Raw genomic sequence first — 20,424 nt, 5'->3', positions numbered from 1 at the left:
GCTACTTCCCACCTTTAACTAAGGCATCAGCAAAGTTTCGCCGCTCCGTCACAATCGTAACGACTCCCCTTCGTCTTAGCTGTTCGATCATGCCTCGTTCTTCTTTCGATAGACAAGTTTCCTGGTCTTTAATAAGAAAGACAGTCCCATAACGATTTCGCGATGCTACATCGCTTAGTACCGATATCAGTTCTTTGTCAAGAGAGGAGGTCACATAACAAAAGGAAAAAGCAGCCGGCCATTGCATAATTTCTTTCTGAATGATCCGAGCAAATGGTTCTGAACCATCACATGTCACTTTCGCTAAATAATAAAACAGGCGGTGAAGGTGTGCTTCTCCATCTCTTGCCGGAAAAATGACCCGATCACTGCCGACAGAGACAAACCCTGTTTGCACTCCTTTTTTGATTGCTGCCCGAATCAAGGAAGCTGACAATGTGACCATATCTTCAAACAACGGTGTCGGCGTACGATTAAGAAACACAATCAAATCTTCGCTTTGTCTTTCTTCAAAGTCTTTTGTCATCAATTCATTTTTTCGCGCCGACGCTTTCCAATGAATCCATGAGAATCGGTCCCCTTGGGCATATTCCCGGACACCGACAGCGATCGTCATGTCGCGATGAAGCAGAAGAGGCGAAGCAGTAACCCCTTGGTCAAACCGTTGTCCTACCTTACGATATGTCATTTCAACATAGCGTGGATAAACGAGAATGGTATTCTCGGCCGAATACGTTACTTCCTTCTCGACTAAACCAAAAAAATCCGTCATTTTTAGCCGAATTGTTGAAAAAACATGTTCCCCCCGAGGCAATTCGCGTAATTCATACGTCCAGGAGAACTCCTTTTTCCACAGGGGAGATAATATGGTTTTCGCATTTTGCCGTTGGTAATGCATCTGTATCGATGGTGGCCATTCATCCTCTGCAATGATATACACAATCGGAAAGAAAATCGGCGCTGTCATTTGAATGGTAACGTTAAACCGATCTCCCGCATGATATTGCTGCTGATTCACGATTCGAACAATCTTTAACTTATGGAGAGGATAAAAAACAATCGTGAGAGAATATAAACCAAATGGAAGAAAACTATAAAATAAAAACCAGCTGACAAAGCCGCCCTGAAACATCGCATATGAAAAAAGAATGCCAAATAAGCAAACGATGAACACGACTTGACGTACAAACCGTATTCTCTGTTTCATCATGTGTTCACTACCTTTGAATAGGCACAGGGGTCCGCGCAACAATTTTGGCGATGATATCTTCAGCGACAAGCCCATCAAATTTCGCCTCTGGCTTTAATATAATGCGATGGGACAACACATATGGAGCTAAAAACTGTACATCATCCGGAATGACAAACGTGCGTCCATGCATAAAGGCATAAGCTTGAGCTGCTTTCATCAATGCGACGGAACCGCGCGGGCTGACTCCTAAATACACAGACTCATTCGAGCGGCTTCGTTGGACAATTTCAACAATATATCGTTTTATGCTTTCATCAACATATACATCTTTCACTTTCTGCTGCAATGAAAGCAATTCTTCAACCGTAATCACTGACTGCAACTCATCAATCGGCGGCACTTTTTCCGCCCGGCTTAATACTTCGATTTCCTCTAAAAAGGTAGGATATCCTATTTTCATTTTCAATAAAAATCGATCAAGCTGCGCTTCCGGTAACGGATACGTACCTTCATATTCAATCGGGTTTTGCGTCGCCATAACAAAAAACGGACGCGGTAACGGTCTTGTCACCCCATCGACCGTAATATTTCCTTCCTCCATCGCCTCTAACAATGCCGATTGCGTTTTTGGAGAGGTCCGGTTAATTTCATCAGCTAAAATAATATTCCCCATAATCGGCCCCGGTTTATATTCAAACTGCATTTCTTTTTGATTATAAATAGACACACCAGTGACATCGCTCGGAAGCAAATCAGGAGTAAATTGAATGCGTTTAAAATGCGCATTTACCGACTTCGCTAACGCGCGAACGAGCATCGTTTTTCCGACTCCCGGAACATCCTCTAACAGCACATGTCCTCCTGCTAGCAGCGCTACAAAGCTTAATGTAGTAACATCACGTTTTCCAATAATCACTTTTTCAATATTTTCAATTACTCGAGCAATGATCGGTTGCAACGTTTCATACCTTTCCATTCTTAAAGCTCCTTTAATCTATTTATCAGTAAAACTATATTCGATTCATAGAAACGAAAACCCTTTAAACAACATTAAGAAAATTACGGGATTTTTCTAAAAAAACAGAATCATATCGAAGTGCATAAAAAACTCACTCATATACCGTCTTTCTTGATCATTCACTTCGTTTAAAATCGAAACAAGTTTTAATGGGCATAACCTCAAAGTTTGAAAATAGAATAGCGAGAAGACAGAATTTTTCAATTTTATTTCAAGTCAATGAGGAGGGATTAGGTGAAGGACATGTTGAAAAACAGCAAAACATTGTTAACAAAAGAAACTTCTTCAAAAAAATGGACGATCATCGGACCAGGGCTGATTGTTGCTGCAACTGGCGTAGGAGCTGGAGACCTTGTTGCAGCGCTGGTTGCAGGGACCAATTACGGATTAATGTTTATGTGGGCAATTATTGTCGGTGCCATTTTAAAATTTGCTCTCAATGAAGGTGTCGGTCGCTGGCATTTAATCAGCGGCAAGACAATTTTTGAAGGATGGCAAGCAATGGGCAAATGGGCATCTGGCTATTTTGGCATTTACGCTATCATTTGGGGCTTTGTTTACGGAGCCGCCGGCACATCCTCTTGCGCGTTGGCCATGTCAGCCATGTTTCCTTCCATTCCTTTATGGGGCTGGGCTATCATACATGGTCTGGCTGGATTTGCGTTAACATGGCGGGGGCGTTTCCAAATGTTCCAACGGATTATGAATGTACTAGTAGCAATAATGTTTATTACTGTAGTAGGATCAGCTATCCTTGTTCTTCCCCAACTAGATGGGCTATGGCATACCGCTGTTCCTCAATTACCAAAAGGGTCCCTTTTCTATGCCTTAGGGCTGATCGGAGGCGTTGGTGGGTCAATTACCATGGCTTCTTATGGCTATTGGATTCAGGAAAACCAATGGAAAGACCGATCACACATTTCGTTCATGCGTTATGATTCTGCCGTCGCTTATATAGTGACTGCGATTTTCACTTTATCATTGCTTGTGCTCGGAGCAGCGCTTTTATTTGGAACACATTACAGCATTAGCGGTGAGCAAGGGCTAGTGTCTTTCGCTTCAATTATGGGAAATGAATTACATCCAGCTGCACGTTGGCTTTTTTTACTCGGATTTTGGTCAGCTTCCTTTACCTCTGTTCTTGGAGTGTGGAACGGAGTAGCCTATTTGTTCGCTGACTTTATTCGTACAATTCGGGCTGCACATATCGAAAAAGAACACTTGAATCAAACGAAGGCATATCGGTTTTACGTCTTCTGGCTTACATTCCCGCCTATGTTGTTGCACTTTATCGGCAAACCGGTTGGCTTGATTATCGCCTATGGAGCGCTGGGAGCATTGTTTATGCCGTTTTTAGCTGTGACGCTATTATGGCTTTTGAATTCTAAAAAACAGTTGCCGGAACAGGAACGTAATCATTGGTTTTCTAATTTGTTTCTTTCCCTTTGCCTCTTGTTGTTTGCCGTCTTAGCGGCAAGTGAATTACGTCATCTTTTTTAAAGAAGTACGCACTTAACGTTTATTGTTATTACCAAAAAGTGTTTACGACTGTATAATGCAAAAAAGGAACACTGGGGAGCCCCAGTGTTCCAAGCGTTTTTGGCGATATTACATCATGCCGCCCATGTCAGGCATACCTGCATTGCCGCCTTTATTTTCTTCTGGTTTATCTGCGACAACTGCTTCAGTTGTTAAGAACATAGATGCAACAGACGCTGCGTTTTGAAGCACAGAACGAGTTACTTTTGTAGGGTCAACCCTTGGCAATATTGAGTTTTATAATCATGTAATATTTGTATTCAATTAGCACTAACCACTTCTCGTGATAAAGCTTCAATAAAAGTTGTAAAGTAGTGATAGAAAACTGTAAAGTGGTTAAACAGATACTAGTCCTAACCTCTAATATTGCCTTAATTAGACTAATTCTTTGAGTTTTTAGAGTATCGTTAAAAAGCATCGAAGAGACATAAAAACCATGATGTGTGGATGAACCCGACTATGGGTTATCTCATCCATGACCCCATTGAAAATGTGGAAATATCCTCCCATATCATGAACATATAGAAAGCGTCCCTTAAAATGTCTTTGCTTCTAACTCATTCTTTCTGCGGATGAGAGCTCTCTTTGTAACACCTGTCATTTCTTCGACTTCGTTGTATATATGTGTCTTGAGTAATTCTAGAGCATGCTGCACTTGAGACTTTGAGTGTTTTCGAGGTCTTCCCTCTCGAAAATCTTCTCGCTGTTTTGCAAGTGCCTTTCCTTCTTGTGCACGTTCCACAATTAGGTTTCTTTCCATTTCAGCTACTGCAAGAAGAGTCTACAAGAAAAACCGTCCCATTGTCGTGTTTTCTAATAGACCAACATTCAATACATGAACCTTTACATTCTTCTCGAATAGGCTCTCAATGATTTCAATTCCCTCTTTTGTATTTCTTGAAAATCGGTCTAGCTTTGTTACCACTAAAGTGTCACCCTCTTTCCCTTCTTGAACTGAGGTCTGTCCGTTTTCGTTCCAGTGAACTTCTCTTCAAAGATGACCTCACACCCTTCTTTCTTTAATTCCTCGATTTGTACAGTAAGGTCTTGAGCGATTGTTGACACTCTAGCATAACCATATTTCATGTCAGTTTCTCCTCTGATTTATGTCACTATGTTTTGACACCGTTTGAACCTTGATAGTACTAGACCGTAAAAATAGTGTCAGTACTACTGAGTTATGACACTATTCGTTTTAATGAAATAAAAAAAGCCGATTTCCCAGTCAGGGAATCGACCTTGAAAACTCTTATTTCAACTAACCCACCTAATAGTTTAAGAATATTTTTTATGCCTCACTAATTCCCATTGCTAATAGTAAAAGAAAAGTAAAGACCAAAACAATTCCGTTTCCTATCAAGCCGATAATTAGCAAAAAGAAGCGTTTAGTCATCAACCACGAGAACACCGCAAATAAAATACCAATAATCGCTAAGATACCATAAATTGTGACTATAAAATAAATATCAGCATTTGGACCTCTTTCGGTATAGAAAATAATGATACTTATTATCACAGGTAACAGAGACGTGGCACCTAATATACTTCCTACTTTTTTCTTGTCTAACACTACAAAATACCTCCTCTGTTGAGAATAACTTTTTGAATCATAGCCACCCGTTAGTTCAACAAGAATTTTTATGAAAAACTCTAATCCTTTCAGATTTACCCGTTGCTATATCATCAAATGGAGTATAATTGTTACCTGGTAATTTCCTCTTTTTTATTACTTTAAATATGGACTAACCAACAGCAAACACTACAATTGCGGTGAATAAATACGCCATCAAAACACCTCCACTTTCCAACATTATACATTATACTTACACATTAACTCACTTAATGCTTTTTTGCATATCCATTATTTGAGTCGTATCGGAAATTTATGTGTGGATAAGAGTGGTTCTACATGAAACCCACACACCACGCATTAACACGGAACTCTACAGCAGTCTCTCAGAATACATTCACCCCTAAGCATAAAAACTTTAAAGGGGAACTTTTAAACGCCTCTATGAGCCATTCTGAGCGTTTGAGAGCGTATGTACAGGACTCACTTAACTCATTATATGGACTCGCTATGCTTTCACTAACCTGTTCGTTAGCATAAAAAAAGCGTTTCTGCTTATTACAGAAACGCACCCGTTTGAAAAAAGAACATCGTTGCTATTTGAACAAAACATCCCAAAATTTAATTAATGGGAATAGAAACTTTGCTTAACTGATGACCTTTAGAATCATAAGCCACTAAGAAATATTTAGTTTGTTCGAATTTTAACCCATAAAAGCGAACAAAAGACACATCACCTAACTTATTAGAAGTGAAAGCTGATGAATATGACTCCAGCTTGCCATCCTTAGATTGGATTTTAAAATAAATATCTTCGCTTTTGCTTTGTGACAAATCATAATATACAGTTGTTGAAATAGGTGTTGTCACTACCTTTTGAATGGTTACATTTTCTCCATTATTTAACGTGATTGTTTTATTTATTTCAAACACTTTTTTCTCTTCTACTAATTTTGCTTGTGATACTTTTACATGAAACGTCCAAGGTTGTTCAATTTTTGTATCAAAATTCCAGGTGTCATAGCTAATTTCCATTTGAACGTTTTCTGTTTTTATAGGGTGTTCCAAGTCAATATCATTATAAATCATGAACATTTTATTATTTAATTCAACAGACTGTCCTCCTGTTGTGACCGTATACACCTTACCGTTGATTTTTACTTTTGGTGTAATATACGTCTGGTAGTCAAAGTCTACATGCTCTGCTGGCTCGAATGTGGCACTTAAAAATAATTGTCGGTCGTCTATCATGACTTCATTTAATGTTAATTTTCCAAGCTCATTTTCAGCCGTTTCTCCAATAGCCGTTTTATATGCCGAATAATCGAGATTTTCATTTGAATTTATATATTTTTCAATGACTCCACCTACAAACGGCATACTTGCGATAGTTCCTTTATCAATTGTTAGAGATAAGCTAAGAACACAAACAGCAACAGAAGCAATCCCTACTCCTAACCATTTCTTCTTCGGTTTCCTTAAAGAAATTTCCTTTTTTACCTTTTTTAAAATTCTTTTTTGTTCATGTTTTGACAGTGGCATTTCTTCAAATTCACTTAAATCTAATTTGACATCATTTAGGTCTTTAAAAATAGACATATTATGATCCCTCATCTCTTAATAAGATGTTTTTTAACTTTTTTCTACCTCTAGACAGCTTATTATGCACCCAAGACTCCTTCGATTTAAAATAAGTCGCAATTTCTCTAGAGGGTACGCCCTCGATATAATATTTTTTAAAAATAGTCCGTTCCACATCAGAAAGTTCATTTAACAAGATTTCCATATCGAACATGTGTATCTCTGAAACAGATTGACCAGATAACCTTTCATCCAATTCAAATTTACTTATATGTTGCTTTTCTTTTTCGGACTTTCGTACATAATCAATTGCTCTGTACTTAGCAATGGCTGCAATCCACTGCTTAAATTCATTTTTTGTAGGGTCAAATGAATCAATATGAAACCAAACCGAAACTAATACATCTGCTAAACATTCCTCTATGTCTTGTTGGTTTCCTTGAAGATATTTTCGAATAATTGCATTGAGTAGCCCTCCATATGTTTGAAGTACATAAGAAATACTTTCTTCATTTTTCAATTTTATTTGTTGAACAACATTTTCTTCTGTGACACGCAACTCCACCCCTCCTTCATTTATTTTTCAGTATCTGTTTAGTAATACGTTCGTTATTGTTAAATCCTATCAAATTTAAAAAAAATAAACCGATAGATGAAAAATTTCTATCGGTAAGCAATAATATTATGTGATTTTATTAAGAGGTGCGTACTGTTCTATTCCAATTATGTCAACTAATTAGCTGTCCTTCAAATATACCTACTTATTCATACAGAAAGGTATCGCTCCCTTTTTCCTCTGTTGAAATCGATACCCCTCGGATTAGAACCATCTAGCCTTTACCTAAACTAATCTTAATTTAAGATAGAAACATTTCGCAAAATTAACCTGCTCCGTTAGAACAAAAAAGCGTCCCTACTTAAGACGTACACATAAGTAAAAATGAACTTGTTGAAAGAACAGATAAATGCAACCATTAATGAGCCAAAAATAGTCCACAAATTTCCCTAAAGTCATTTCATAATTTAGTCCGTGTTCTTGAAGCATCTGTCATCCAAAAAGCCTTGATAAGCGAATTTTAGCAACAAAAAACCACTCCCTAAATTTTTATAGGAAGTGGTTATTGCTATTGATATAAATTATTTACATGACTACTCCTTAAAATAATAGAGGAGAAATAGCCGTAGCTATTTCTCCAACGAAAGGCTCAAAAGCCTTACATCATTCCGCCCATGTCAGGCATACCTGCATTGCCGCCTTTATTTTCTTCTGGTTTATCTGCGACAACTGCTTCAGTTGTTAAGAACATAGATGCAACAGATGCTGCGTTTTGAAGCGCAGAACGAGTTACTTTTGTAGGGTCAACGATACCAACTTCAATCATGTCAACCCATTCGCCAGTTGCAGCGTTGAAGCCGATGCCAGGTTTTTCATTCTTTAAACGTTCAACGATAACAGAACCTTCTAGACCAGCGTTTTGTGCGATTTGGCGAACTGGCTCTTCGATAGCACGAAGGACAATTTTCACACCAGTAGCTTCGTCGCCTTCAGCTTGGATTGCAGCAACTTTGTTATATACGTTTAATAATGCTGTACCACCGCCTGCTACGATACCTTCTTCAACTGCTGCACGTGTAGCGTTAAGAGCGTCTTCAATGCGTAATTTGCGCTCTTTTAATTCAGTTTCAGTAGCAGCACCAACTTTGATTACCGCTACGCCGCCTGCTAATTTCGCTAAGCGCTCTTGTAATTTTTCACGATCAAATTCAGAAGTAGTTTCTTCTAATTGAGCGCGAATTTGATTGATGCGAGCTTTAATGCGATCAGCTTCGCCAGCACCTTCAACGATTGTTGTATGTTCTTTTGTAACAACAACTTTAGAAGCGCGACCAAGTGATGCGATTGTTGTGGATTTTAAGTCGCGACCTAATTCTTCAGTGATGACTTCACCGCCAGTTAAAATAGCGATGTCTTCTAACATTGCTTTACGACGGTCGCCAAAGCCAGGAGCTTTAACAGCAACAGCTGTAAATGTACCGCGAAGTTTGTTTAGAACTAATGTTGGAAGAGCTTCGCCTTCTACATCTTCAGCAATGATTAATAGAGGTTTGCCTTGTTGTACCACTTGCTCTAATACTGGTAAAATATCTTGAATGCTTGAAATCTTTTTGTCAGTAATTAAGATGTATGGATTTTCAAGCACTGCTTCCATTTTGTCAGAGTCTGTTACCATGTAAGGAGAAACGTAACCGCGGTCAAATTGCATACCTTCTACAACTTCAAGTTCAGTTGTGAAGCCTTTAGACTCTTCAAGAGTGATAACGCCGTCTTTACCTACGCGCTCCATTGCTTCTGCGATTAATTGACCTACTTCTTCGTCAGCAGCAGAAATCGCAGCAACTTGAGCGATAGATTCTTTGCCTTCGATTGGTTTAGAGATTGCTTTTAATTCTTCTACCGCAACAGCTACAGCTTTTTCGATACCTTTGCGGATACCCATTGGGTTCGCGCCAGCTGTTACGTTCTTTAAGCCTTCACGGATCATCGCTTGAGCTAATACAGTTGCAGTAGTCGTACCGTCACCAGCAACGTCGTTTGTTTTGCTTGCTACTTCAGCAACAAGCTTTGCACCCATATTTTCAAATGGATCTTCTAATTCGATTTCTTTCGCGATTGTTACACCGTCGTTAGTGATTAATGGAGAACCGAATTTTTTCTCTAATACAACGTTACGGCCTTTTGGACCTAATGTCACTTTTACTGCATCAGCTAATTTATCCACACCGCGTAACATCGCACGACGAGCTTCTTCGCTGAATTTAATTTCTTTTGCCATATACCCCGTTACCTCCTTATGAAATGTAATGGTTAAGTATTTTTTTGTATATCTATGTTATAAAAGCTGTATAAGGATTCACATTAACCAATTACAGCTAAAATGTCACTTTCACGTAAAATTAAATATTCTTTGCCTTCATATTTTACTTCTGTACCCGCATATTTTGAGAAGATGATACGATCGCCAACAGCTACTTCTGGAGCTACACGTTCACCGCTGTCAAGTACGCGACCTGTACCAACAGCTACTACTTTTCCTTCTTGTGGTTTCTCTTTCGCAGTGTCTGGTAACACAATACCACTTGCAGTTTTTTCCTCTGTCTCAACTAGCTCAATAACAACGCGATCACCTAATGGCTTTAACACGGGAAACAACCTCCTTAAACATAATTTTCGCATCGTTTTATTAGCACTCGTTTATATCGAGTGCTAACACACTTATAATATTAATGAACTTCTCCTTTTTTTGCAAGTAGAAAATATAAAAAATTTTATTTTTCATGCACCCTTTTCAATTATGTCACATTCTTTCAAATCTAAATCGCCATTATAAAAACTTTTTTGTGATGATTTCGTGGGAAGTTGTGCTAAAATACGAGAAGCACGATTATTTTTTAGAAAAGGGGTATTTCCATTGAAACGGCGCCACTGGTATATCATAATTGCATATATCATTATGCAGCTGTCAGGAATCGTTGGTGTTCCACTGTTACGTGCGATCGGAGTTGGTTCTTCATCGGCCGATGAATATACAGCGAATTCGGTCGCTTCCGGTTATTGGGCGGTTATTAGCTTCCTTGTTACATTTTTGATCATCTTATTTTTATTAAAAGAGGACATAAAAGAGCAGTATAATGCTCGCCATCGTGCTTCCAATGTGGCGACTGTCATGTGGGCCATAGGAGGGTTTTTTCTAGCATTGTTTTCTCAAAGCATTGCTGCTACGATTGAAACTCGCTTTTTTGGAATCGAACCGGGCTCAGAAAATACAAGAAGAATTGTGGAAATCATTAGACTGACTCCATCACTTGTGATTGTTACCTCCATCATCGGGCCGATTTTAGAGGAAATCATTTTTCGAAAAATTATTTTCGGTTCCCTTTATAAAAAATATAATTTCTTCATCGCAGCGATTGTAAGCTCATTATTATTTGCTGTCGTCCATATGGAACTTGAGCATCTCTTACTGTACGCAACGATGGGGGTTACCTTTGCCTTTCTTTATGCGAAAACCAAGCGCATTATCGTACCGATATTTGCTCACGTGACCATGAACACATTCGTTGTTTTTATGCAAACTATTTTCGCGGATGAAATCGAAAAAATAATGCGACAAGCAGAACATGTCCAGTTCATATTTGGAGGATTTTGATAACATGAGAACTTCACCGTTACATATTGCATTGTTCTATTTCTTAATGGGAGCATTATTCACGTATCTAGCGATTCAAAGTGCTCACGAAACCATTTGGAACTTCTCTACGATTGTGTTAATGGTGATCGCTACACTAGACTTCGGGACAGCATTGCGCATGCTCGCTTTTTATTTTAAAAAATAAACCTCCCTGCATTACACGGGAGGTTTTCTTGTTATATCCGAATTTACACCTTGCTTTCTTTTTTAAGGAGGCTTGTCTAGCTTCAGCACCCAAACAGTTTACTTTTCGAATTGACATCCATGCAAAACTTGCGCAAAGCATAAACTGGCGAAGTCATGCCCGAGAGCTCTGGGACCAAACCAGCCCCCTCAAGGTAGCAAAAAACGTCCAGCGGGTGAAGAGCATTTGCCCATCACGGGAGCTAGGATGGTTACATTTCGCTGTTTGCCCAGAGGAAGCGGGCAATTTTTAAGCGGAATTGGGTCGCTTTCGCTTTTCTTATTGTTCCGCTAACCGTGCTCTTCGATAAGCTATCTTGGAAATCCATATGCTTATTTCATATAAAATCGAGAGCGGAATCATGACAATCACCTGTGACAATACATCCGGAGGGGTAATAATCGCTGCCACAATCAGCAAAACAAAGTAAGCATACTTGCGTACTTTTACTAAAAACATTGGAGTAATCAGTCCTAGTCTTGTCAAAAACATAACGATGATAGGCAGCTGAAAGACTAAGCCAAACGGCAAAACGAGCTGAAGTAAAAATTCAAAATATTCATTAATCCCAATCACTTGATGAATACCTAGGCTAGAAGCTAAATTTTGCATAAAGCGAACGACAAATGGAAACAAGACAAAGTAAGCAAAACTCACACCCGCCAAAAAAAGAAGAAGAGACAGTGGAATATAGCTCAACGTCACTTTTCGTTCTCTCTCGTATAATCCTGGACTGATAAACGCCCAAAGTTGATAAAGCAGAACTGGTGAAGTCATGATTAGTGCAATCACAAACGCAAACTGCATATAAATTTTAATAGGATCTGTCAATCGAAACGCGTTCATCGTTAATTCTTTCGCTTCACCGGCTTTCTGCAAATACAAAATGACTGGCTCTACTAAAAAGAAGCTAGCAATCATCGCGATGACAAAAAAGACAACAACAATGATAAGCCGTTTTCGTAATTCTCCTAAATGCTCATATACGGACATTTCTTTATCGTTCATACCTAATCATCCTACCATTATCTATTACGCTTTTTTGTTGCTTTCTTCATCCTCATCTGCTAACCCTTTTGTAGCATCTTTAAATTCCCGCAACGATTGACCGAGCGACTTCCCGAGATCGGGAAGCTTCTTCGTTCCAAATAATAATACGATGACAACCAAAATGAGCAAGTATTTCATTCATGATTCGCTCCCTTTTATTTAGATGGGTAGTTTTTTAAAAAATACACTAATGACTGTAATTCGATGGCCAAATCAATATGATGAACACGAATATTATCAGGTACGTTTAGTCGAGCGGGAGTGAAATTTAAAATCCCTTTAATCCCCTTTTTCACAAGACGATCTGTAATAGCCTGTGCCACATGAGCTGGTACCGTCAAAATCGCCACAGAAATCTCATCATGAAGACGCTCCTCTAACTCATCAAGGTGATAAACAGGTACCCCGCCTACTTTCGCCCCTACTTTTGCTTTATCAACATCAAATGCCATGACAATTTTCGTGTTATTATTCTTCGTAAAATTGTAGTTTAAAAAAGCCGTTCCTAAGTTTCCGACCCCTACTAATGCTACTTCCGTAATTTCATCCTGATCGAGCGTCTTGCGAAAGAAAGACAATAAATAGTTCACATTATAGCCATAGCCTTTTTTCCCAAGTGCTCCAAAATACGAAAAATCACGGCGAATCGTGGCGGAATCTACTTTTACTGCATCGCTTAACTCTGCTGAAGAAACACGCTGCTTTCCTGAGGCATGTAAATTTTTCAAAAAGCGATAATATAACGGCAAACGCTTCGCCGTTGCCTGTGGAATTTTTAGCTGTTCATTGTTCATGACTACTCCCCCACATTCTCTTTAGCCAACTACTTGTCCTCTCGTCGAAAGTGACCTGATTTTCCACCTGTTTTTTCCACTAGATAAGTTGGTCCAATGATAATTCCTTTATCTAGCGCTTTACACATATCGTAAACCGTCAATGCACAGACAGAAGCCGCAGTTAGCGCTTCCATTTCAACCCCTGTGCTTCCTTTTGTTTTTACAGTTGCTGTAATGAGCAGTTGATAGCGAGACGTCTGTTCTTCCACATCCCAAGCAAATTGAATATCGACACCCCTTAACATTAAAGGATGGCACATTGGAATGAGATCAGCGGTCTTTTTCGCCGCCATAATTCCGGCTACTTGAGCAACGGCAAGAACATCTCCTTTTTGGATCGCGCGATTCGAGATTTTTTCATAAATTTCTTTATTCATCATCACGCTCGTTCTTGCCACAGCGGTCCGAACCGTATCAGTTTTTTCTGTAATATCGACCATTTTTGCATGACCTTGTTCATTAAAGTGAGTAAACGATGACAATGTAAATCTCCTCCACATTATAAACTATACACTATTTTTTCTCATCTGTCTTTTCCGACTCGTTTTATTGCCCAACGAAAACGATTTGCGCTACACTATTATTGTCGAACGAGAGGTGAAAAACAATGATCATTTTACAAGTCAATCAACTGGCAAAATATTTCGGAGCTGAACTTATTTTATCGAATATAAAACTAGAAATACAATCAAAAGACCGGGTTGCTCTTGTTGGGAGAAACGGAGCGGGAAAATCGACACTTCTAAAAATCATTGCCGGTGAAATGTCTTATGATAGCGGGGAAATCATTAAGCCGAAGGATGTAACGGTCGGATACCTGGCCCAAGATAGCGGTCTTCATTCCACGTTATCAATATGGGATGAAATGATGACAGTGTTCGCTCCGCTAAAAACAATGGAAAAAGAATTGCGGATGATGGAACTGCAAATGGGTGACCCAAATATGTTGGCCGACCCTCAGCGTTATGAAAAATTATTAAAAGATTACGATACCCTACAGGAGCGATTTAAAGAACAAGGTGGGTATCAGTATGAAGCCGATATTCGCTCCGTTTTACACGGTTTGAATTTTTCCGAATACGACTATACGACAACTTCCGTTCAATCGCTTAGCGGCGGCCAGCGAACCCGTCTTGCTCTTGGAAAATTATTACTAATGAAGCCAGATTTGCTCATTTTGGACGAGCCAACGAACCATTTAGATCTCGAAACATTAACATGGCTGGAACAGTATTTACAAACATATCCCGGAGCCATTCTCATCGTTTCCCACGATCGTTACTTCCTTGATAAAGTCGTCACCCAAGTATATGAGTTATCGAGAACAACAATAAAAAAATATATAGGCAATTACAGCCGTTATTTACAACAGAAAGCAGACGACTACGAGCGGGAATTAAAATTATATGAAAAGCAACAAGAAGAAATCGCGAAATTAAAAGACTTTATTCAGCGCAATATTGCCCGTGCTTCAACAACGAAACGGGCACAAAGTCGACGTAAGCAACTCGAAAAAATGGAACGAATCGACAAACCGAGCGGGGACGAAAAATCGGCTTCATTTTCATTTGATATCGAACGACAAAGCGGGAACGAAGTGTTGACCGCAGAAGAGGTCTCTGTCGGCTATCATGACGAGAAACCAGTAATTCATAACATTCAGTTTCGAATCACAAGAGGGGACAGCATTGCCTTAGTAGGGCCTAACGGAATCGGAAAATCGACGCTCTTAAAGGCAATCGTGCAAAAAATTCCGCTACAAAGAGGGGAATTTCGCTACGGCTCGAATGTCAAAATCGGCTACTATGATCAAAACCAGGCGAATTTATCATCCAATAAACGTGTGCTCGATGAACTATGGGACGAATACCCTTCAAAAACAGAAAAAGAAATTCGTACCGTACTAGGTAATTTCTTATTTTCCGGGGATGATGTGTTAAAACCCGTTTCCGCATTAAGCGGTGGAGAAAAAGCAAGGCTGGCACTCGCCAAATTAATGATGCAAAAAGCGAATTTTCTCATTTTAGACGAGCCAACGAACCATCTAGATTTGGACAGCAAAGAAGTGCTCGAAAATGCACTGATTGACTATCCAGGAACGATCCTGTTCGTTTCCCATGACCGTTATTTTATTAATCGCATCGCCACCAAAATATACGAACTTACCAAAGACGGCATTACCGAATATCTTGGAGACTACGACTATTACATCACCAAAAAAGCGGAAATGCTTGAACTCGAACGCCTTGCCTCCGAAGAAAAAGCGACCCGTCGCAAGGACGAATCAGCTAACAAACCAAACTATGAACAAGAAAAAGAAGCCAAAAAATTAGAGAGACAACGAAAGCGGCGAATTGAAGAGATTGAAAATGAAATTAGCGAAATCGAACAACAAATTGCGCACATCGATCAACAATTATGTGATCCTGACATATATCAAAATCACGAAAAAGTCCAACAACTTACAAAAGAAAATGAAACAATGAAAGAGAAATTAGAACAATTAATGGAAGAATGGGAAGCATTGCATACATTACAATAATAATTTCACATATATCCATAGTCTACTTTGACTATGGATTATTTTATATTAGTCACATACCCACACCTTTTTCCACAACAACTTGCTTTAAAAATAAAGTTATTCACGTATTTTTCCACAATATCCACAAAATTTAGCTTATATATTCACAAAATTTTGTGGTTAACCTTTTATTGATGTTCTCTCATTTATCGTAAATTTCCACAATATTAACATCCTGTGGATAAAACTATTCACAATGAAATGTTTTTTTAAAAAAGAAAAATCCCCTTGACAACAAGGAGATTTTTCTTCTCTCATGACAATTCAAGACCTGGATCTGCATTTAACGACATATCTGCCCGCTTTCCTTGTTCAAATAAAATCGTTCCAGCCGCTGCAATCATCGCTGCGTTATCCGTACAAAGTGAAAGAGGGGGAATGACAAGATCCACTTCTTCGAGCTCCGCCATCTTCCGTTCTAGTTCTGCTCTTAAACCTCGATTGGCAGCCACTCCTCCAGCTAACAACACTTGACGAACTTGATATTCTTGAGCTGCTTTTACCGTTTTTGCCACTAGCACATCAACGACACTCGCTTGAAAACTTGCAGCCATATCTTTCGCATCAATCTGTTCGCCACGCTGCGCAGCGTTATGCAACGTATTCATCACCGCAGATTTTAATCCGCTAAAGCTAAAATCATACGAATCTTCTTCAAGCCAAGCGCGCGGCAAATCAATCGTCACACTTCCTTCGTGGGCAAGTCGATCAATGTGCGGTCCCCCCGGATACGGGAGATGTAACGCTCTAGCCACCTTATCATACGCTTCCCCCGCCGCATCGTCTCTCGTTTCTCCGATCACTTCAAACTTCCCGTGCTCCTTCATGTAAACAAGCTCCGTATGGCCTCCAGAAACAACGAGAGAAAGTAACGGAAATTTCATCTCCGTAACGAGCCGATTCGCATAAATATGCCCGGCAATGTGATGGACGCCAATTAACGGAATTTGATGCGCAAACGCCAACGCTTTTGCCGCATTAACACCAATGAGAAGCGCCCCGACTAATCCCGGTCCCTGCGTCACAGCAATCGCATCTAAGTCCGCAAACGAAAGATTCGCTCTATTCATAGCTTCTTCAATGACAAGCGTAATTTGCTCGACATGATGGCGAGAAGCTACTTCTGGAACTACGCCGCCAAAACGCTTATGACTGTCGATTTGTGAAGCAACTACATTGGACACAATTTCTCGACCATTTTTGACCACTGCCGCTGCCGTTTCATCACAGCTTGTCTCAATTCCAAGTACATACACATCTTTATTCATTGTAAATTCACCCACATTACAAGAGCATCTTCTTGATTATCCGGATAATATCGTTTCCGAATACCACCGTTTAAAAAACCTAATTTACGATATAACGATTGGGCTACATGATTAGAAACACGAACTTCTAATGTCATTATCGCTGCCCCTAATTGTTTTGCTGTTTCCATTACTTTTCTCATCAACGCTTCCCCTAATTTTTTGCCGCGATACTCCGGCAATACGGCCACATTCGTGATATGTGCCTCGTCGATCACAACCCACATCCCGCAATAACCGATAATGCGATGGTTGTACTCCATCACAATATACTTGGCATACTGGTTATGAACAAGCTCATTATAAAACGCTTCTCTGCTCCAAGGAAGCGTAAACGAAGCTTTTTCAACATAGACGACCTCATCAATATCCGCAAGAGTCATTGGACGAAACTGAATTTTCATTCCTGCTTTGCTCCCCCTGTTTTGCAAGCCAGTTCGCTTCCGCTTCAGCAAGACGAACGTAATTTGGAACAAATGAGTGAACATTCTCTGGCTCTTTTTTCATCCCAATAAACGCCAACTCGCTTGGCCGAGGCAACTGCAATGAATCAGGAGCAAATAGGGCTAAATCTCCAAGCACCTCTTTAAACACTTCCTTATGTAGAACGACGTCGCTCCCGATAAACAAAACTGGCTCATTTTTTTCTTGTAACTGGCGCGCCCACTCACTCGACAACACAATTCTGTCGTTTTCTATGCATTCGAGCACATCTCCTTCATATCGATACAGCCCCGTATAAATTTGACCCCTTCTTGCATCAAATAAAGGTGAAACAACACCGTCAAAATATCGTCCATTAGCTGCAAGTACTTCAAGACTGGACACACCTACGATAGGGATTTTTAATGTCCATGCTAACGTTTTAGCAATCGTTACTCCTATCCGTACACCTGTATAGGAACCCGGCCCCCTCGCGACAACAATCAAATCCAACTCCGTAGGCGTGATGTGGCAATCCGCCAACAAAGACTGAATAGCCGGCATAACACGTGTCGAGTGGTCTTTCTTAATATTAGTAATAATTTCACCTTTTACAATGTCATCTTCCACTAATGCAATCCCCATCACAATATTCGATGTATCAATCGCCAATACTTTCATGCTTCCATAATCTCCTTACATAACTGTTCGTACCGTTTACCAACCGGTTCAATAACGATCTTGCGTTCTGATTCTCCATGATGATAAAGGTGAATGTATAACAATTCATCGGGAAGCTGAGGTTGAATTAAGTGGGCCCACTCTACGACCGTTACCCCATCACCATCAAAATACTCATCGAATCCTAAATCTTCAAACGTATCTTCCAAACGATATACATCCATATGGTAAAGGGGAAGCCGTCCTTTATATTCTTTGACAATCGTAAAAGTAGGACTGCTTATTGTCCGCTCAATTCCCAACCCTTTCGCCAATCCTTTAGTAAACGTTGTTTTCCCTGCGCCTAAGTCTCCTTCTAAAGCAATCACATCTTTTTCTTTTAGTTTTTCCGCTAACCTAGCAGCAAACTCCATGGTTTCCTCAGCGGAATGCATAACCAATTCATAACATTTCATCATTTGTCACCTAACTTAGTTCATCATTTTTATTATCATAATAGTGAGGAAACGATAATATTCTTCTTTACAGATTATCTTTGAAATTTTATCACATTATAACAAAAAGTTTCCACTTCTGATCCAAACACATTGTATATAACTAAAGTTATTACATCACACTTACACCGAATAACAGACAAGATGAAAACGATTTGTACAAAAAAGTCCTTAGGAAGGTGATTCCTAAGGATGTATGTGAATCTCTATATATGAGTTTATCGTAAAAGGGGGAATGAAGCAAAGACAAAAAAGACATAAAAAAACACGAAACATTATGTTTCGTTCAACATGGCGGTCCCGACGGGACTCGAACCCGCGATCTCCTGCGTGACAGGCAGGCATGTTAACCACTACACTACGGGACCAATTTCATTGGTTGCGGGGGCAGGATTTGAACCTGCGACCTTCGGGTTATGAGCCCGACGAGCTACCAGACTGCTCCACCCCGCGACGATAACAGAAAACCTAAATTTTAGATAGTTAAAGCCTAGCGACGACCTACTCTCGCAGGGGCGCTGGCCCCAACTACCATCGGCGCTGGAGAGCTTAACTTCCGTGTTCGGGATGGGAACGGGTGTGACCTCTCCGCCATTGTCACTAGGCAAGATATCGAATTGGACAAGTATGATTATAACGAACCTATCGGTTCTGTCAAGAACTTTTTTTGTTCTCTCAAAACTAGATAACCGATATCCATGCAAAGAAGCGAACGCTCGGCTTCACCTTTTTCTTGGTTAAGTCCTCGATCGATTAGTATCCGTCAGCTCCACGTGTCGCCACGCTTCCACCTCGGACCTATCAACCTCGTCATCTTCGAGGGATCTTACTCGCTTGACGCGATGGGAAATCTCATCTTGAGGGGGGCTTCACGCTTAGATGCTTTCAGCGCTTATCCCTTCCGCACATAGCTACCCAGCGGTGCCCCTGGCGGGACAACTGGTACACCAGCGGTGCGTCCATCCCGGTCCTCTCGTACTAAGGACAGCTCCTCTCAAATTTCCTACGCCCGCGACGGATAGGGACCGAACTGTCTCACGACGTTCTGAACCCAGCTCGCGTACCGCTTTAATGGGCGAACAGCCCAACCCTTGGGACCGACTACAGCCCCAGGATGCGATGAGCCGACATCGAGGTGCCAAACCTCCCCGTCGATGTGGACTCTTGGGGGAGATAAGCCTGTTATCCCCGGGGTAGCTTTTATCCGTTGAGCGATGGCCCTTCCATGCGGAACCACCGGATCACTAAGCCCGACTTTCGTCCCTGCTCGACTTGTAGGTCTCGCAGTCAAGCTCCCTTCTGCCTTTGCACTCTACGAATGATTTCCAACCATTCTGAGGGAACCTTTGGGCGCCTCCGTTACTCTTTGGGAGGCGACCGCCCCAGTCAAACTGCCCACCTGACACTGTCTCCCACCCCGATCAGGGGTGCGGGTTAGAATTTCAATACCGCCAGGGTGGTATCCCACCGTCGCCTCCACCGAAGCTGGCGCTCCGGCTTCTCAGGCTCCCACCTATCCTGTACAAGCGATACCAAAATTCAATATCAGGCTGCAGTAAAGCTCCACGGGGTCTTTCCGTCCTGTCGCGGGTAACCTGCATCTTCACAGGTACTATAATTTCACCGGGTCTCTCGTTGAGACAGTGCCCAAGTCGTTACACCTTTCGTGCGGGTCGGAACTTACCCGACAAGGAATTTCGCTACCTTAGGACCGT

Annotated in this window: 19 protein-coding genes, 2 tRNA genes, 2 rRNA genes and 2 pseudogenes (1 of these 25 cut by a window edge); 4 read left to right on the top strand and 21 right to left on the bottom strand. The window is 40.6% G+C overall.

Going from position 1 to position 20,424, the window contains the following annotated elements; genetic code table 11:
- Position 1: 1 nt before the first annotated feature.
- On the bottom strand, positions 2–1,210 hold the full coding sequence (locus tag ISX45_RS17300) for a DUF58 domain-containing protein (RefSeq protein ID WP_228485573.1): 1,209 nt from the start codon (positions 1,208–1,210) through the stop codon (positions 2–4).
- A gap of 7 nt (positions 1,211–1,217) precedes the next feature.
- Positions 1,218–2,168 (bottom strand): AAA family ATPase, encoded by a 951-nt coding sequence (locus ISX45_RS17295; protein ID WP_181557542.1) that lies wholly within the window; start codon positions 2,166–2,168, stop codon positions 1,218–1,220.
- Positions 2,169–2,453: 285 nt separating this feature from the next.
- Between ISX45_RS17295 and ISX45_RS17290 the strand changes: the two genes are divergently transcribed.
- Positions 2,454–3,710 carry an Nramp family divalent metal transporter gene (locus ISX45_RS17290; protein WP_194520739.1) on the top strand — a complete coding sequence of 419 codons (1,257 nt, stop codon included), beginning with the start codon at positions 2,454–2,456 and terminating at the stop codon, positions 3,708–3,710.
- Between the two features lie 108 nt (positions 3,711–3,818).
- Here the strand turns inward: ISX45_RS17290 and ISX45_RS17285 are convergent.
- The 7 genes and pseudogenes from ISX45_RS17285 to groES all read right to left on the bottom strand — a co-directional run.
- Positions 3,819–3,968: pseudogene (locus ISX45_RS17285) on the bottom strand (hypothetical protein); the annotation flags it as partial.
- A gap of 316 nt (positions 3,969–4,284) precedes the next feature.
- A pseudogene (locus tag ISX45_RS17280) lies at positions 4,285–4,835 on the bottom strand (recombinase family protein).
- Between the two features lie 202 nt (positions 4,836–5,037).
- The gene (locus ISX45_RS17275) at positions 5,038–5,319 is read right to left on the bottom strand and encodes a hypothetical protein (protein ID WP_194519494.1); all 282 of its coding nucleotides are present in this window, start codon (positions 5,317–5,319) and stop codon (positions 5,038–5,040) included.
- A gap of 621 nt (positions 5,320–5,940) precedes the next feature.
- The gene (locus ISX45_RS17270; protein ID WP_194519493.1) at positions 5,941–6,918 is read right to left on the bottom strand and encodes a DUF4179 domain-containing protein; all 978 of its coding nucleotides are present in this window, start codon (positions 6,916–6,918) and stop codon (positions 5,941–5,943) included.
- Between the two features lies 1 nt (position 6,919).
- Entirely contained in the window at positions 6,920–7,459 is a 540-nt protein-coding gene (locus ISX45_RS17265) for a sigma-70 family RNA polymerase sigma factor (protein ID WP_181557545.1), read from the bottom strand.
- A gap of 655 nt (positions 7,460–8,114) precedes the next feature.
- Positions 8,115–9,734, bottom strand: coding sequence for a chaperonin GroEL (gene groL / locus ISX45_RS17260; protein WP_194519492.1), 1,620 nt, complete (start codon positions 9,732–9,734; stop codon positions 8,115–8,117).
- Between the two features lie 83 nt (positions 9,735–9,817).
- Positions 9,818–10,102, bottom strand: coding sequence for a co-chaperone GroES (gene groES, locus ISX45_RS17255; protein ID WP_181557546.1), 285 nt, complete (start codon positions 10,100–10,102; stop codon positions 9,818–9,820).
- 268 nt (positions 10,103–10,370) lie between these two features.
- On the opposite strand from groES, the gene ISX45_RS17250 reads away from it, so the two are divergent.
- Together ISX45_RS17250 and ISX45_RS17245 are read left to right on the top strand one after the other, a co-directional pair.
- Positions 10,371–11,108, top strand: coding sequence for a CPBP family intramembrane glutamic endopeptidase (locus ISX45_RS17250; protein ID WP_194519491.1), 738 nt, complete (start codon positions 10,371–10,373; stop codon positions 11,106–11,108).
- A gap of 4 nt (positions 11,109–11,112) precedes the next feature.
- Entirely contained in the window at positions 11,113–11,295 is a 183-nt protein-coding gene (locus ISX45_RS17245) for a YdiK family protein (RefSeq protein WP_181557548.1), read from the top strand.
- Between the two features lie 318 nt (positions 11,296–11,613).
- Here ISX45_RS17245 and tatC read toward each other — a convergent pair whose 3' ends face one another.
- Genes tatC through moaC form a run of 4 tightly spaced genes read right to left on the bottom strand, consistent with a single transcriptional unit; the run spans position 11,614 to position 13,702 of the window.
- A complete protein-coding gene (tatC, locus tag ISX45_RS17240; RefSeq protein ID WP_194519490.1) occupies positions 11,614–12,342 on the bottom strand; it encodes a twin-arginine translocase subunit TatC in 729 nt (242 codons plus the stop codon).
- 24 nt (positions 12,343–12,366) lie between these two features.
- Positions 12,367–12,522: a twin-arginine translocase TatA/TatE family subunit gene (tatA, locus tag ISX45_RS17235; protein ID WP_181557599.1), complete on the bottom strand. Its 156-nt coding sequence runs from the start codon at positions 12,520–12,522 to the stop codon at positions 12,367–12,369.
- 17 nt (positions 12,523–12,539) lie between these two features.
- Positions 12,540–13,178 (bottom strand): redox-sensing transcriptional repressor Rex, encoded by a 639-nt coding sequence (locus tag ISX45_RS17230; RefSeq protein ID WP_181557600.1) that lies wholly within the window; start codon positions 13,176–13,178, stop codon positions 12,540–12,542.
- Between the two features lie 29 nt (positions 13,179–13,207).
- Positions 13,208–13,702 (bottom strand): cyclic pyranopterin monophosphate synthase MoaC, encoded by a 495-nt coding sequence (gene moaC, locus ISX45_RS17225; protein ID WP_181557601.1) that lies wholly within the window; start codon positions 13,700–13,702, stop codon positions 13,208–13,210.
- 125 nt (positions 13,703–13,827) lie between these two features.
- Here moaC and ISX45_RS17220 point away from each other — a divergent pair, with 125 nt between their 5' ends.
- Entirely contained in the window at positions 13,828–15,762 is a 1,935-nt protein-coding gene (locus ISX45_RS17220; protein ID WP_194519489.1) for an ABC-F family ATP-binding cassette domain-containing protein, read from the top strand.
- A gap of 296 nt (positions 15,763–16,058) precedes the next feature.
- Here the strand turns inward: ISX45_RS17220 and tsaD are convergent, their stop codons facing one another.
- The 8 genes from tsaD to ISX45_RS17180 all read right to left on the bottom strand — a co-directional run.
- Entirely contained in the window at positions 16,059–17,072 is a 1,014-nt protein-coding gene (gene tsaD, locus ISX45_RS17215; RefSeq protein WP_194519488.1) for a tRNA (adenosine(37)-N6)-threonylcarbamoyltransferase complex transferase subunit TsaD, read from the bottom strand.
- Positions 17,069–17,515 (bottom strand): ribosomal protein S18-alanine N-acetyltransferase, encoded by a 447-nt coding sequence (rimI, locus tag ISX45_RS17210; protein ID WP_181557604.1) that lies wholly within the window; start codon positions 17,513–17,515, stop codon positions 17,069–17,071. Before rimI ends, tsaD begins: the two co-directional genes overlap by 4 nt.
- Complete coding sequence (gene tsaB, locus ISX45_RS17205) at positions 17,475–18,215, bottom strand: tRNA (adenosine(37)-N6)-threonylcarbamoyltransferase complex dimerization subunit type 1 TsaB (protein ID WP_181557605.1); 741 nt, start codon at positions 18,213–18,215, stop codon at positions 17,475–17,477. Before tsaB ends, rimI begins: the two co-directional genes overlap by 41 nt.
- A complete protein-coding gene (gene tsaE / locus ISX45_RS17200; protein WP_181557606.1) occupies positions 18,212–18,670 on the bottom strand; it encodes a tRNA (adenosine(37)-N6)-threonylcarbamoyltransferase complex ATPase subunit type 1 TsaE in 459 nt (152 codons plus the stop codon). Before tsaE ends, tsaB begins: the two co-directional genes overlap by 4 nt.
- 331 nt (positions 18,671–19,001) lie before the next feature.
- Positions 19,002–19,077 (bottom strand) — tRNA-Asp (locus ISX45_RS17195).
- Positions 19,078–19,085: 8 nt separating this feature from the next.
- A tRNA-Met gene (locus ISX45_RS17190) sits at positions 19,086–19,162 on the bottom strand.
- 35 nt (positions 19,163–19,197) lie between these two features.
- Positions 19,198–19,314 (bottom strand): 5S ribosomal RNA (gene rrf, locus ISX45_RS17185).
- A gap of 128 nt (positions 19,315–19,442) precedes the next feature.
- A 23S ribosomal RNA gene (locus ISX45_RS17180) occupies positions 19,443–20,424 on the bottom strand; it runs 1,945 nt beyond the window's last position.

This window comes from Thermaerobacillus caldiproteolyticus, assembly GCF_015326725.1.
GTDB lineage: Bacteria > Bacillota > Bacilli > Bacillales > Anoxybacillaceae > Thermaerobacillus > Thermaerobacillus caldiproteolyticus.
Note: the sequence above shows the minus strand (reverse complement) of the source record. Positions and strands in the feature narration are given on the sequence as shown.

Bases quoted from the DNA above. Each gene is read 5' to 3' on its own strand.
- groL (WP_194519492.1), bottom strand. From the start codon at position 9,734: ATGGCAAAAGAAATTAAATTCAGCGAAGAAGCTCGTCGTGCGATGTTA.
- ISX45_RS17245 (WP_181557548.1), top strand. From the start codon at position 11,113: ATGAGAACTTCACCGTTACATATTGCATTGTTCTATTTCTTAATGGGA.
- tatA (WP_181557599.1), bottom strand. From the start codon at position 12,522: ATGAAATACTTGCTCATTTTGGTTGTCATCGTATTATTATTTGGAACG.
- tatC (WP_194519490.1), bottom strand. From the start codon at position 12,342: ATGAACGATAAAGAAATGTCCGTATATGAGCATTTAGGAGAATTACGA.
- tsaB (WP_181557605.1), bottom strand. From the start codon at position 18,215: ATGAAAGTATTGGCGATTGATACATCGAATATTGTGATGGGGATTGCA.
- ISX45_RS17290 (WP_194520739.1), top strand. From the start codon at position 2,454: ATGTTGAAAAACAGCAAAACATTGTTAACAAAAGAAACTTCTTCAAAA.
- ISX45_RS17220 (WP_194519489.1), top strand. From the start codon at position 13,828: ATGATCATTTTACAAGTCAATCAACTGGCAAAATATTTCGGAGCTGAA.
- ISX45_RS17295 (WP_181557542.1), bottom strand. From the start codon at position 2,168: ATGGAAAGGTATGAAACGTTGCAACCGATCATTGCTCGAGTAATTGAA.
- tsaD (WP_194519488.1), bottom strand. From the start codon at position 17,072: ATGAATAAAGATGTGTATGTACTTGGAATTGAGACAAGCTGTGATGAA.
- ISX45_RS17270 (WP_194519493.1), bottom strand. From the start codon at position 6,918: ATGTCTATTTTTAAAGACCTAAATGATGTCAAATTAGATTTAAGTGAA.
- rimI (WP_181557604.1), bottom strand. From the start codon at position 17,515: ATGAAAATTCAGTTTCGTCCAATGACTCTTGCGGATATTGATGAGGTC.
- ISX45_RS17300 (WP_228485573.1), bottom strand. From the start codon at position 1,210: ATGATGAAACAGAGAATACGGTTTGTACGTCAAGTCGTGTTCATCGTT.
- ISX45_RS17230 (WP_181557600.1), bottom strand. From the start codon at position 13,178: ATGAACAATGAACAGCTAAAAATTCCACAGGCAACGGCGAAGCGTTTG.
- tsaE (WP_181557606.1), bottom strand. From the start codon at position 18,670: ATGAAATGTTATGAATTGGTTATGCATTCCGCTGAGGAAACCATGGAG.